We start from the raw sequence: 12783 nt of genomic DNA on the forward strand, positions 1-12783 counted from the left end.
CTCACCATGCCCTCCGGCCGGGATTGAGCCGATCGTGGGGATCAAGTCGCTGCTTGAGCTGCGTCATCAGCGCAGCATTGGTCGACGAGACCAGCGCAGCTTGTACTGGTTCGTCGCGATGCACCAGACCAACGCCGACCTCAGCAATCCACCCGTCAGGCGTGCCTGCGAGCTCACGCAGACCCGATGGCGTGCGCGATTCGCGGCCGGGCCCGGGAATCGTCGGCGGACCGTCGCTGGGACCAAAGCCCGCAGATTCAAGCTTGGCGGCCTCTGCCGCTACGTCAGCCGGATCGCCTTCCAGCAGGATCCAGGTACGCCTGCCGTCCCACAAGATGCTGCTGGGCCGGTACAGCAGATCGAAGGCGGCAAACGGATCGCCGTCGCCCGTGAGCCACTGCGACGCCTCGGGCACCGGCAGAGTCCGCAGGATCACCTCGGCGAGCAAGCCCAGCGTGCCAAGCGACCCCACCAGCAGGCGAGCCAAGTCGTACCCCGAGACGTTCTTCACCGTGGGTCCGCCCGCGGTGACCACCTTGCCGGAGGCATCCACGTGGCGTGTCTGCAAGACGAGATCGCGCACGTGGCCGTAACGAAGCCTGCGGTGCCCGCCGAACCCGCACGCCAGCACACCGCCCACGGTCGCTGCGTCGTCGGCAGGATCGAGCGGGACCATCTGGCCGGTTCGAGCGAGATGCGCCGACAGTTCGGCCACGGTCGTGCCGGCACCGCAGCGAACCGTCATCTCCGACGGCTCGTGCTCCCATACGCCCGCAGGTGCGCGGACTTCACGCGCCTCCGCATGCGGACAGCCGCCGACGTCCCAATGCGTCCGGGCGCCCACCACGGTGACCGGATCGCAGCTGCCAACCTCGCGGGCAAACGCTGTCACCTCCGCGGCAATGTTCGCGGCGAGGCTGGCACCGACCTCGGGCGGCCCTGTGCTCGCATGCGCGGATGGCGGCGCGCCGCCGCTGCTCGGCTGCGAACTCACACCCAAGCACCTTCGGGCACATGCTGGTGGAATGAGTCGCTGCAACGCGAGCCCGACGGGATGATCTTGAGGGGGTTGGCGAGCCCTTCGGGATCGAACGTTTCGCGCACCACGTCCTGGGTGTACATGTCGTGGGCACTGAACATCATCCCCATGTACTCCCGCTTCTCCAAGCCGATCCCGTGCTCGCCGGTGAGCACGCCACCGGCTTCGATGGACGCAGCAACGATGTCACGGCCCGCTGCTTTCACGCGCTCGTCCACGCCGGGCTCGCGCCGGTCGAACGCCAGGATCGGATGCAGGTTCCCGTCGCCGGCGTGGAAAACGTTGACGGCGATCAAACCGTAGGCATCAGCGATCCGGTACACCTTCTCGAGCACTTCGGTGAGCTTCGAGCGGGGCACGACCGTGTCGTGGAGGTAGTAGTCGGGCTTGATCCGCGCCACTGCTCCGAAGGCGTTCTTGCGACCTTTCCACAGCAGCGCCCGCTCGGCGTCGTCTGCCGCGACTCGCACGTGGCCGACGTGGTGTTTCAGCGCCACCTCTCGCACGATCTCCACGCCCGCCTCGACCCCGCCCGGCAAGCCGTCCAACTCCACCAGCAGCACCGCAGCGGCCTCGGTCGGGTAGCCGGCGTGGGCAAATGCCTCCACGATCTCGATGGCGCGCTGGTCCATCATTTCCAGCGCCGAGGGCACCAGCCCAGCCGCGATGATGGCGCTGACTGCCGCGGAGCCCTCGCTGACATCGTCGAAGTCCAGCAGCAGGGTCCGCACCGCTGGCGCATTCGGCGTCAGCCGCACCGCGGCCTTGGTGGCAATGCCCATGGTGCCTTCAGACCCGACGAAGAGCCCGCGCAGGTCGAATCCCGGCGGCTCAGCGTCCACCCCGCCGAAGACGGTCGTCTCGCCGGACGGCAGCACCACTTCGAGCGCCGAGATGTGCGCTGTTGTCACGCCGTACGCCAGGCAGTGCGGCCCGCCGGAGTTGTTTGCGATGTTCCCGCCGATCGAGCAGACCTGCTGGCTGGAGGGATCCGGTGCGAAGTGGAAGCCGTGCGGGGCCAGCGCGCGGGACAGGTCGAGGTTCAGCACTCCCGGTTCGACCCAGGCAATCCGGTTGGCGGTGTCGATCTCGACGATGCGGTCCATCTTCGAGGTAGCCACCACGACCGGGCGACCGACGGGCACCGCTCCCCCGGTCAAGCCCGTTCCCGAGCCACGAGCCAAAAACGGCCGGCTGTGGTGCCGGCAGACGCGCACGATCTCGGCAACTTCGGCGGCAGACTCCGGCAGGCACACGATCGCCGGCGGGCTGCCCTCGATCGAGCCATCCCGGCTGTACAAGCCTCGTTCGAAGTCGTTGTCGCGGGCCCGGTCGCCGAGCACCCCACGCAGGTCAGCAAGCAGGGCCCCATCGGCCGCGTTGTCCTCGGAAGTCACGCCCCGACCGTACCGTAGGCTCGGGGCGGATGGCTTCTGATATCGGTGTGGGTTCCGATGGCTGGAGCCTGGGCGACGACACCCGGGAGTGGCTGTCGCTGGAAGATCCGCTCGAACATCGCACCTGGCTGTTCGATGTGACGTTTCTCGCCAGCGACTGGACGTGCATCTACGGCGCCGGCTGCCCCGGCATCGACATCGAACCGGCACCCGAGCTGGCGCTGGGCTGCTGCAGCCACGGCGCCTATCTCAACGGCCACGACGACCTTGCGCACGTCCGGGAGATGATCGCCGAACTCGACGCGGAGATCTGGCAGCACCGCCGCGATCCCGCAGAGGCGCTCTGGCAGGACAGTGAAGGTTGGTGGCGCACCCAAGTGGTCGACGGGGCGTGCGTGTTCGCAAACCGAGCCAATTACCCCGCAGGCGCCGGCTGCGCGTTCCACCTGCTGGCTGAGCGCGCCGGCCGGCGGCCGATGGACACCAAGCCCGAGATCTGCTGGCAGGCGCCGCTGCGCCGCGAGGACCACGAGACCGTCACCGGCCACGTCTACACGATGGTGCGGGAATGGGAACTGCGCGACTGGGGCGGCCCCGATACCGATGTCGCCTGGTGGTGCACGTCCGCCGAGATCGCCCACATCGGCACCCAGCCCGTGTTCAGGGCCCTCCGCGACGAGCTGACAGCGATCTGCGGACCGACGATCTACGCCGAGCTGCGTACCCAACTCGACCAGCGCGTCGCCTCAGCCCAGCTACTCCCCCACCCTGCAGTCCGCCGCCCCGGCGGCTAGTCAGGCGCTCTCGCGCTGGGGGGCCTCTTCGTCAGCGTCGGCATCGAAGTCGGCGTATTTGGCTTCGAGATCCGAATAGTCGTCGTACTTGTCGGCAAGATGGCCGTACTGGTCGTCGGGAGCCGATTCCTCGTCGACCATGTCACGATCTCCGGGCTCCACCCCGAAACGGTCGGAGTTGTCGAAGTCGTAGTCCTCGATGGTGAAACGCTCCGCCGTGGCCCGCTGGAACTTGCGAGCCTCTTCATAGCGGCGATGTCGACCCTTCTTCACCGGCTGGCTCCTCGTGCTCGACTGCGAGGCTTCGTTTGCCTGCGTCCGGATGTGCCCCTATCCGCGGCGGATAGGGCATCTGTGTTCTACGAAGTGCCCTGCCACCCTACCGTTTGGGGCGCGGCGCTGCGTGTCATTCGCACTGTTCACCGCACCCCGCCGGGCCGCGGCTCAAGCTGCAGGCCAGCCGACGGATCAAACGCAAGTGCGGCCTCGCCCGCCAGCAGCGACCTGATGCCGTCGCCCACCACTTCGGCCCGCCAGCCCAAGCTCAGCTTCGATGCCGGATCGCCGGCGAGCAGCGCGGCGATGTCGGAGCGGGTTGCCAGCAGGCTGCGATCGATGCCCTCCGAGCGTGCCACTTCGTCGACCCAGGCGCCCACGAGAGGGACTGCCGGTTGCAGCGCAGCATCCACGTTGGGTCCCGCCGGCAGCGCACTGGCTGGGATGTCGCCCGGCGCCATGTCGAGACCGCGCTGCACCTCGGCCATGATCCGATCGCCGGCCGCGCCGCGGAATTGACCGCCGTCCACCCCCCGCAAGCCGCCGAGATCATCGATGCTGCGGGGGCGGCGCTGCGCGATCGACAGCAGCGCCATATCCGACAGCACGAAGCGCACCGGGATGTCCCGTTCGCTGGCCGTGCGCTCGCGCCAGGCAGCCAGCCGGTACGCCACCGCTCGCTGAGGCCCGCGCAGCTGGCGTGCTCCCTTGATCCGGGTCCACGCTTGGGCAGGATCGGGCGGCGGACCGGGAGGTCGTCTCCACTGCTCGCACTCGTCGAGCGCCCACTGCCAGCGATCCCGCGCCGTCAGCCGGGAGCGCAGCTCGTCAAGCAGGGGGATCAAGTACGCCACATCGTCGGCCGCGTAGCGCTGCTGGGCCGGTCGCAGCGGCCGCTCGAACCAGTCGGTCAGCCGGTTGCCTTTGGCCAGCCGCACGCCGAGCAGGCGATCGGCGAGCGCCGCCAGCGACGGTGTACTCATGCCCAGAAAGCCGGCAGCTACTTGAGTGTCGAAGAGCCTCGACGGGATGGCGTCGCACTCTTGGGAAAGCACCTCGATGTCCTGCGCGCACGCGTGCATGACCACGAGCGCATCAGCCGCCAGCACATCGCCCAGCACCGTGACATCGGTGGTGGTGGGATCGATGAGCGCGACCCGTTCGTCGAAGGCAACCTGCACCAGCGCCAACTGCGGTCGGTAGCTGCGCTCACGGTGGAACTCGGTGTCGATGGCCATGCAGTCAGTGGCGAGCAGATCGGCGACCAGTGCCTCGAGGCCCGCTTGCGTGTCGACCCATTCGTGCTGCGATGCATCCCGGCGAGATGAGCCGCTGCGGCGCCGGTGGTTGCGAGACGAGTCCTGGCGAGACGAGTCGCTGCGAGGCGAGGCCTGGCGAGACGAGTCGCTGTGGCGGCGCCGGTCGTTGCGACGTGCCATGTGCGTCAGCCCGCTTCCGACTGGGCCGCTTCACGAGCCGCCAAGACCGCTTCGGCGGCGACGAGATCGGCGGGCGTGTTCACGTTCAGAACATCGGACGGGTTCACCGGCACGGTCGGGACGCTCTCGATGTCGAAGGCCTCCCTCGGCCCGCGCGCACCGGCCTGCAGGCCCGCTCGCAGCATCGAGAGCGATTCGTGGGCGTAGTGGCCGATGAGTGGCTCCGGGCGGTCACTGCGAGCCAACACCACCGGCGCGCGCGTGCTGTGGGCGCGTTCAACCAGGGTGGCAAGCAGCTCGGCCGGCACTGTCGGCACATCGGTCGGGCAGACGAGCACATCGCGGTGGCGCTCCAGCGCATCGATCAGGGCCGAGAGCGGTCCGGCTCGTGGCGAGCTGTCGGGTTCGGCCACGAGCGGCGGCGGAGGATTGCCGCCTTGCGCCACGACAGGGTCCGCGCCCGCGGCCGAAAGGGCACCGGCGACCCACAAGGCCAGGGGTTGGCCCGCCAGTTCAAGGCCGGCCTTGTCGTTGCCCATGCGCGTGGAAGCGCCGCCGCACAGCACGACGCCGGCAGGCTTCACGCCTGCGGCCACTCGCCTGTCGGGGGCTCGCCTCCGGGGTCGAGCTGCATCAGGAAACCGGCGCACCGGTCGGCCTCGTCGTGCTCGCCGATGGCAGCAGCGCAGCGCCCCAGGCCGAGCAGCGACCACAAGAAGCCGCTGTTGGTGGGCTCCGCCCAGCGGACGTAGCCGCTCCCCCGCCATCCGGCGGCGCGCAGCGCGTCGAGCCCCCGGTGGTACCCCACCCGGCAGTAGGCGTAGGCCTCGATGTGGCGGCCCTCGCTCGCCGCCTTGCGCCCCAGCTCCGCCCATGCCTCCAGCAGCCGCGGCCAGCGGGCTGCCACCCCCGACAGCGCAGCGCCCCGCTCGGCCACCGGCTGTGCCATCGCCGCTTCGAATGCCGCAATGGCGTCCGGAGGCGCCGGGTCCAGCACCGTCTCGGGCAGGCCGCCCGGACGAAGGTCTATGGGTGTGGCCGCCATGTGTGAAACCTCGTGGAGCGTCGTAAGAGCCACTTCGACTCTACTGAGCGCCTTGGCGCCGGCCCGGGAGCGGTCCACGGGCACTGCAGCGACGCTGCGTACTCTCTGATGGAGTGCTGCCCGAATGGCTCGACGCCGACCGCCTGAGCATCGCTCTGGTCAGCGGGATCGCTGCTCTGGCTGCAGCGGCCTTTGTTGCGCTTCGGTTGATACGCCGGCTGATGGTGGCCGTGCTTGTCTCGGTGGTGCTGGTGGGCGGCGCAGTAGTGCTGGCCGTGCAATGGTCCGGCTTGCGCGACTGCCAGGACACCTGCTCGTGCGAGGTTTTCGGCCGCCAGGTGGAGGTGCCACAGAATCCACTGTGCGGGCCCGACCGCATCGACCCCTCCCGCATCGACGTCGATATCGACATCGACACCGGTTAGGGGGGCTCAGCCTCCGTCAGGGCACTCGCATGGCGCGCAGGTTGTCGGTGGCGTGCGACTCGGGGCTCGACCCCGACACCACCACCACCATGTCGCCGCTTCGCACTACTCCGGTACGCGTCGCCGCATGCACTGCCTCAAGTGCCGACTCGGCCGGGGTCAGGCGTTCGCCGAAGACAAGCGGGCGCGTCCCCCACGACAGCGAGAGCTGCATCGCGGTGCGAGGCTCGGGCGTCAGGCCCAGCAGCGGCATCGACGGGCGGAACCTGGCCATGCTGCGGGCAGTGAACCCCGAGCGGCTCAGGCAGATGATGGCTTGTGCGCCCAGCTCGGTGGCCAGTCTCGACGCCGATTGCGTGATGCCGTCGGTCACCCGCAGGTAGTCAGCCGCGCGTTCGTCCAGCCTGCGCACCGACAGCAGACGGTTCCACCACGCCTCGTAGTCGAAACGTTCGTCGGCTCGCTCGGTGATGCGAGCCATGGTGCGCACGGCATTCACGGGATCGTGGCCGATGGCCGTCTCGCCGCTCAGCATCACAGCGGACGTGCCGTCGAACACCGCGTTCGCTATATCGGAGGCCTCCGCCCGTGTCGGCACCGGCGAGTGCAGCAGCGACTCCAGCATCTGTGTCGCGGTGATAGCCGGTCGGCCGTGTGCGACACAGGCCTCGATAATCCGCTTCTGCAAGTGAGGCAATTCCTCGATATCGCACTCAGCGCCAAGGTCGCCACGCGCCACCATGACTGCCGAGGACGACTCGATGATCCCGTCAAGGTTCTCTACAGCGGCGTTGGTCTCGATCTTGGCCACCAGCAGCGGGCCGCGGGGGTGAGGCTCGACGCCCAAGCGCCGCATGTCATGCGCCGAGCGGACGAACGACAGAGCAACCATGTCGGTGCCCAAGTCGATGAACGTGTCAGCCAGCTTCAGATCCTGAGGCGTCGGCGTGCTGATGCGCAGTTTGGACGAGTCGACATGCAGGCCCGGCCGGCCTTCGAGATGGCCCCCGTGCAGGACACGCGTCTTGAGTGCATTGGAGGCGCGGTCCTCCACCACCAGCACGACGTTGCCGTCGCCGAACGACAGCTGGTCGCCAGGGCCCACGTCGGTCAGCAGGCCCTCGTAGTCGACCACGATCCGATCCGCCGTGCTGGCGTCTCCGTCGATGGCAAGCGAAAGCACGGCCTCCTCAGTGACGTCGCAGCCGCCTTCGGGGAACGGTTTGCAGCGCACCTTGGGACCCGGCAGGTCTACGAGAATCCCGATGTGCCGCCCGGATTCTGCCGATACGGCACGCAGCCGCCGGAACGTCTCGACCTGCTCGTCGAGCGTGCCGTGGGCCAGCCCGAGACGCCAGACGTCGACGCCCGCTCCGATCATGGCCGTCATGGTCGCCTCGTCGTTGCAGGCTGGCCCGACGCTGGCGATGATCTTGGTCCGTCTTGCCATGTGCTACCACGGTACCGCTCCCGTCAAGGCGCTCAGCCATCGATTGGGGCGACGCGTTCGCCCTCTAGGGTCACCCGCCGTGGAACTCGTCTTCGTCCGCCACGGCCAGCCCGAACGAGTCGTGCGACACGACGGGCAGCCCGCGGACCCGCCCCTGTCGGAGATCGGCCAGCAGCAGGCTGCGGCGATCGCGGGATGGCTCGCCGAGATGGGCGTCGATGCCCTGTACAGCAGCCCGATGCGGCGGGCACTGCAGACCGCCGAGGCCATCGGTGAGGTGACCGGCCTGCAGCCGACGGTGCGCGAGGGGCTGAGCGAATTCGACCGTGACTCCCCCGCCTACGTGCCGATGGAGGTGCTGAAGGAGACTGATCGGGAACGGTGGGACGAGCTGGCGACCGGATCGTTCGGCGACGCCGAACGCACGGCCCAGTTCATCGCGACGGTCAACGAGGCGGTCGACCGGATAGTCGCCGACCACCGCAGCCAGCGGGTCGCGCTGGCGTGCCACGGCGGCGTCGTGAATGCGTATCTGGCTCGCTGCCTCGGCTTCGATCCGGACGCTTTCTTGAAGTTCGACGTGGACTACACGTCGGTCACCCGAGTCTTCGCATCAAGCCACGGTCACCGCAGCGTGCTCTCAGTCAACGAGCGCACCCACCTGCGAGGCCGCCCAGACCTTGCCATCGGCCTCTAGCCCGCTCGCTCAGCATTCGACAACCTGCGGTGCGCATCATCGCGATACACATCGGCACTCGCCAGCAGACGCACTCCATTCGTGCCGGTCGGGTGCCTATGCGGCTGGCGGCACGGTGAACTCCTCGGTCCAGGTTCGCTCGCCCTTGTCCGAGGTTTCCGTGCCGACGGCTCGCACGCTGATCTTGTAGGTCGCGCCGGGGACCAGGTTCCCGAACGTCTCCGACATCTGCTCGCCCGCAGCCTGGGGTCGCCTGAGCCTTTCGTTCGCTTCGACTGCGCTGCCGTCGGCGGGCATGACCTTGACGTAGTAACGGCTGACCTGGTCGGGGGTGTCGGGCGCGGTCCAAGTCACCGTGACGCTGGTTCCCTCGACCGAGAACTGCAGGTTGTTCACGGCGTCAGGAAGGTCGAGCACGTTCGCAATCGTCACGGCCACCGGGTCGATGGCGATGCGGTCGTAGCTGGGGTCGTCGCTGACGGCGGTGTGGCTGATGGTGACGCCGGCGTCGCCGACCGGCTTGGCGCGGACGGTCAAGGTCTGGGCCTTGTTCCAGTTCTCGGGGGTGAAGGTGCGCGTCTTGGCCGGTTCGCGTCCCAGCAATGCCTGCTCGGGGTCGCTGCTGGTCGCGGTGATCGTCACATTGTGAGTGGGCTTGGTGGCCAGCTTCAGCTTGTAGGTGACCGTCTCCTTCTCATCCACGGTCAGCGCGGTCTGGCGCACCACAACCCCGGCGATGTCGTCGTCGACGATCTTGACCACGAGGGAGTCGCCCACGGCGTAACCGCTCGTGGATGTGGTCAGCGTCACCGTGAACGTCTCGGTGTCCTCGGCGACCTTGTCGTTGACGATCGGCATCAGCACATCCCGGTGCCGCTTGCCGCCCGCGATCGTCACCGTGCGCCGGCTGCCCTCGTAGGCCCTGTAGTCGTCCGGGGAGGCGGCCGTGCCGCTGGTGAAGGTGAGGGTCACCTCCACCGGCCTGGTGACGTCGCCAGTGCGCGTGATCCTGACCGTGTGGTTGGGCCCGTCGCGGGTCTCGTCCATCTTGACCTTGGTGCGCTTGAACCTCACCGTCTCGGTCGTGTCGGTGATGGTCACCGTCGCCGTCCCGGCGCCGACGGAGCTCTCGGCCCATTCGGACGCGCCGGTTCCGGCGGGAGCGAAGGCGACGGTGAACGTCTCGTCGTCCTCCTCGCCGGTGTCTCGCGCGATGGGAATCGACACCGTGGCGCTGGTCTCGCCGCTCCCGACGGTCACGGTGGCCCCAGGCGGGGTCACGTCGCCCGAGTCGGCGCCGTCCGCGTCGCTGCCGTAGGTCACTGTCACATCGAACTCGACGCCTCCGGTGGGAGCGGCCTCGCTCAGCGTGATGGAAAGCTCAGCCTCCTCGCCCTCCGCAGCCGTCACTGCGGAAGTGACCGAGAAGGTCTTGGGCTCGGCCGCCTCGCCCGCGGTGCCCTGCGCGATGGGACTCCACGGCGTGGGCGAGCCGATGCTCCTCCAAGCAACCCCATTCACCTGCACCTCATAGGTCTCGCCCTCGGCGAGGCCGGTAAGCGTCACTCCCCGCGTCCTGAAGCTCCCCTCTCCCTGGGCGCTGGGAAGCCACGGACCCTGAGGGGACTTGACCCTCCAACGCCAGTGGTAGCCCGTGTCCACGCCGGGACCCCTCGACCACTTGACCACGAGCTCGCCGGGGCCGCCCGCGACGGCCTCGGTGATCCAGATCGGCGGCGAGGACGGCGTGCCCGAGGCGGTGGCCCAGGCCCCGCCCGGGGCGACGCCGTTGGTGGCCCGCACCCGGACGTCGTAGGAGGTGCCGTTGGCGAGCCCGGAGACGGTGGCGGCAGTGGCCGTGCCGCTGTGGCCGGCGTCCACCCAGCCGGTGGAGGGATCGCCGGCCGTGGCAGCGGTCTGGTCGGCGGCGGCGGTGGTCTTGTACTGCACGTCGTAGCCGTCGATGGCGTTGGCGCCGACGTCGGCGGGCGGCTGCCACGACACGTTCAGTGCGGTGACAGCGGCTCGGGCGCTCAGCCCGGCCGGGGCGCCGGGCACACCGGTGCCGCCCCCTGGTGACCGTGACCGCGTAGGTCTCGGTGCTGCCGTCCTCGGCGGTCACCTCCACCTCGACGGTGTTGGCGCCGGCGCTCAGGCTGATCGCGCTGGTGGCCTGGCCGCTCACCGCAGCGGCAAGCGATCCTTGCAAGCCGGCCTTGAGCGTGGCCTTGCCGGTGGCGGCCACCGTCGCGGTCACTGTGGTGGAGGCGGTGCTGTTGGGCACGCTGAGGGTGTAGGAGGTGATCCCGGCACCGAAGTCCGGGGCGATGGCGCCCGCCGACAGCAGCAGCGCGCTCAGGGTGGCGTCGGTGGACTTGCCCTCGGCCGCGGTCACTGCGAGTGACGCGGTCTCGCCGTCGTAGCGGGGGTCCACGCTGCTGGAGCGGTGGGCGATGGTGATGCTCTGGTCGGACGCCTTGATGCCGTAGACGGTGACGGTCTTGGGGACATTCCACTGCGACGGGAGGAAGGTCACCGGGCCGCTGACTCGCACGGACTGCGGGTCGGAGCTTGTGGGCGTGATGGTCACGGCCCGGCGGGGCTCGGCGTCGAGCACGATGGTGTAGGTGACACTGGCGCCTGAGGGCACCTCCAAGGCGGACTGGTCGAACGTCATGCCGGCTGTCCAGTCGGCGATGGTGACGGTGGCCGCGTCGGGACTGCCGACGCTGTGGCCGTCGGAGACTCCGGTGATGGTCACCGTGAAGGTCTCGTCGTCCTCCCTGTCGGTGTCGCCGATGATCGGGATGGACAACTCCGCTGTGTCGCCCTTCAGCCCTGCGGGCACGACGACCGTGACCGTGCTGCTGCCGCGATAGTCCGATCCCCGGGCGGCGGTGCCGTCGGCCAACGTCAGGGTGACCTCGGCGGCAGTGGGGTTGTGACTGGGCACCTGCCACGGTCAGCGACACGTGGCCCGCGTCCTCGCGGACTTCGACCGCGGTGACGGTCAGCGAGGCAGCGGGCACCGTGGTCGGGCCGTCGACGATGGTCACCGTGGCGGAGCCGGCGCCCGGCGAGGCGGCCGTCCAGCCGGGGACCTGGGCGGTGACGGTGACGGCGAAGGTCTCATCGCCCTCGCTGCTCTGATCGCGCCCGATGGGGACGGCGAACGTGGCACGGCGGGCACCCGCGGGCACCGTCACGCTGACCGGAATGTTGCCGACATCGTCCTCAGAGGCCGTTGCTGCGAAGTCGGGCACAATGCTGAAGGCGACCCCGCCGGAGGGCGCGGCCTCGCTCAGGGCCACTGCCAGCACGGTGTCGCCGCCCTCGCGCACCTTGGCGCCGCTGAGGGAGTAGGTCTTGGCCCCGGCCGCGGGCGTGCCGCTCACCGCCACCCACGACGAGCCTGCGCTGGAGGGGCCCTTGTACTCGCCGTGGCCCGCGGAGGGACGCGCCTTGACCTCGACGGTGTACTGCTGGGCGTTGGTCAGCCCGGTGATGGTGTAGGAGGTCGCGCCCGGCTCGACCAGCACGCCGTTGCCTTGGTCGCCCAGGATGCTGTCGGCGAGCGGGTTCAGGCACGAGGCGTCCTGGCGGTCGGTGCACCGCCAGCGCACGGCGTGGTACACGTCGTCGGGCGGAGCGTCCCACGCGATGCTCAATTCGCCGTCGCCGGGGGTCACCGTCACGCCGGTGGGCGCATCGAGCGTGTCGGGAGTGCCGAACACCTTCACCCACGGTCTAGTGTTGGCCGACTGCTGCCCCTCGGTGCTGTCCATGGCCTGAATCTGGACCGCGTACTCGGTGCCGTTGGAGAGGCCGGAGATGGTGTACTCGGTCCGCTCGTTGTGCGGATGACCGTCGCCTAGTGGCCCCTTGGGGTTCAGCCACCGGCCCGAGCCGGGCACGCTCCAGCGCAGGTTGTACCGGTCGAGGGGGTCGGAGCTGGGCGCCCTGGTCGGGTCGGCGTGGTCCCAGACCACGGTCAGCCTGCCGTCGCCCGGTATCAGGCGCACGTTGCGCGCAGCGGCCTCGCCGGCCTCTTCCCGGGTCACCACGGCGACATAGGTCTTCTCGGTGCCGTCCGGTGCCGACACCACCACGTCGATGAAGTTCTGGCCGGGGCTGAGGGGTATGGGACCGCTGGCGACGCCGTTGGCCAGCGCTTGAGCCGTCCCGCCCCGCAGTCCTGCGGTCATCGTCGCGCCGAGCCGG

General features: G+C 69.2%; 11 protein-coding genes and 2 pseudogenes. 3 read left to right on the top strand and 10 right to left on the bottom strand.

Annotated elements, in window-relative coordinates; all coding sequences use genetic code 11:
• Position 1 precedes the first annotated feature (1 nt).
• On the bottom strand, positions 2–994 hold the full coding sequence (locus ACOGW9_RS05925; RefSeq protein ID WP_419909303.1) for an FAD-binding protein: 993 nt from the start codon (positions 992–994) through the stop codon (positions 2–4).
• The gene (locus ACOGW9_RS05930) at positions 991–2436 is read right to left on the bottom strand and encodes an FAD-binding oxidoreductase (RefSeq protein WP_419909305.1); all 1446 of its coding nucleotides are present in this window, start codon (positions 2434–2436) and stop codon (positions 991–993) included. Before ACOGW9_RS05930 ends, ACOGW9_RS05925 begins: the two co-directional genes overlap by 4 nt.
• A gap of 29 nt (positions 2437–2465) precedes the next feature.
• On the opposite strand from ACOGW9_RS05930, the gene ACOGW9_RS05935 reads away from it, so the two are divergent.
• Positions 2466–3230: a hypothetical protein gene (locus tag ACOGW9_RS05935; protein WP_419856264.1), complete on the top strand. Its 765-nt coding sequence runs from the start codon at positions 2466–2468 to the stop codon at positions 3228–3230.
• Here ACOGW9_RS05935 and ACOGW9_RS05940 read toward each other — a convergent pair whose 3' ends face one another.
• From ACOGW9_RS05940 to ACOGW9_RS05955, 4 genes are all read right to left on the bottom strand, one after another.
• A complete protein-coding gene (locus ACOGW9_RS05940) occupies positions 3231–3503 on the bottom strand; it encodes a hypothetical protein (RefSeq protein WP_419856263.1) in 273 nt (90 codons plus the stop codon).
• 146 nt (positions 3504–3649) lie between these two features.
• Entirely contained in the window at positions 3650–4945 is a 1296-nt protein-coding gene (locus ACOGW9_RS05945) for a ribonuclease D (RefSeq protein ID WP_419856262.1), read from the bottom strand.
• 5 nt (positions 4946–4950) lie between these two features.
• Positions 4951–5541, bottom strand: coding sequence for a molybdenum cofactor guanylyltransferase (gene mobA, locus ACOGW9_RS05950; protein WP_419909308.1), 591 nt, complete (start codon positions 5539–5541; stop codon positions 4951–4953).
• Complete coding sequence (locus tag ACOGW9_RS05955) at positions 5526–5990, bottom strand: DUF3151 family protein (RefSeq protein WP_419856260.1); 465 nt, start codon at positions 5988–5990, stop codon at positions 5526–5528. Before ACOGW9_RS05955 ends, mobA begins: the two co-directional genes overlap by 16 nt.
• A gap of 113 nt (positions 5991–6103) precedes the next feature.
• Between ACOGW9_RS05955 and ACOGW9_RS05960 the strand changes: the two genes are divergently transcribed.
• Positions 6104–6415, top strand: coding sequence for a hypothetical protein (locus tag ACOGW9_RS05960; RefSeq protein ID WP_419856259.1), 312 nt, complete (start codon positions 6104–6106; stop codon positions 6413–6415).
• A 16-nt stretch (positions 6416–6431) separates the two neighbouring features.
• On the opposite strand, the gene pyk is transcribed toward ACOGW9_RS05960, so the two are convergent.
• Complete coding sequence (gene pyk, locus ACOGW9_RS05965; RefSeq protein ID WP_419856258.1) at positions 6432–7865, bottom strand: pyruvate kinase; 1434 nt, start codon at positions 7863–7865, stop codon at positions 6432–6434.
• Between the two features lie 79 nt (positions 7866–7944).
• On the opposite strand from pyk, the gene ACOGW9_RS05970 reads away from it, so the two are divergent.
• Entirely contained in the window at positions 7945–8562 is a 618-nt protein-coding gene (locus ACOGW9_RS05970; RefSeq protein WP_419856257.1) for a histidine phosphatase family protein, read from the top strand.
• 96 nt (positions 8563–8658) lie between these two features.
• Here the strand turns inward: ACOGW9_RS05970 and ACOGW9_RS05975 are convergent, their stop codons facing one another.
• The 3 genes and pseudogenes from ACOGW9_RS05975 to ACOGW9_RS05985 all read right to left on the bottom strand — a co-directional run.
• Positions 8659–10620, bottom strand: coding sequence for a fibronectin type III domain-containing protein (locus tag ACOGW9_RS05975; protein ID WP_419909311.1), 1962 nt, complete (start codon positions 10618–10620; stop codon positions 8659–8661).
• A 73-nt stretch (positions 10621–10693) separates the two neighbouring features.
• A pseudogene (locus tag ACOGW9_RS05980) lies at positions 10694–11515 on the bottom strand (Calx-beta domain-containing protein); the annotation flags it as partial.
• A 523-nt stretch (positions 11516–12038) separates the two neighbouring features.
• Positions 12039–12767: pseudogene (locus ACOGW9_RS05985) on the bottom strand (fibronectin type III domain-containing protein); the annotation flags it as partial.
• Between the last annotated feature and the right edge of the window lie 16 nt (positions 12768–12783).

This window comes from Candidatus Poriferisodalis sp., assembly GCF_965203655.1.
Taxonomy (GTDB): Bacteria; Actinomycetota; Acidimicrobiia; order Acidimicrobiales; family Poriferisodalaceae; genus Poriferisodalis.

Coding starts and splice junctions, on each gene's coding strand:
- ACOGW9_RS05955 (WP_419856260.1), bottom strand. CDS start 5,990: ATGGCGGCCACACCCATAGACCTTCGTCCGGGCGGCCTGCCCGAGACG.
- ACOGW9_RS05945 (WP_419856262.1), bottom strand. CDS start 4,945: ATGGCACGTCGCAACGACCGGCGCCGCCACAGCGACTCGTCTCGCCAG.
- ACOGW9_RS05935 (WP_419856264.1), top strand. CDS start 2,466: ATGGCTTCTGATATCGGTGTGGGTTCCGATGGCTGGAGCCTGGGCGAC.
- pyk (WP_419856258.1), bottom strand. CDS start 7,865: ATGGCAAGACGGACCAAGATCATCGCCAGCGTCGGGCCAGCCTGCAAC.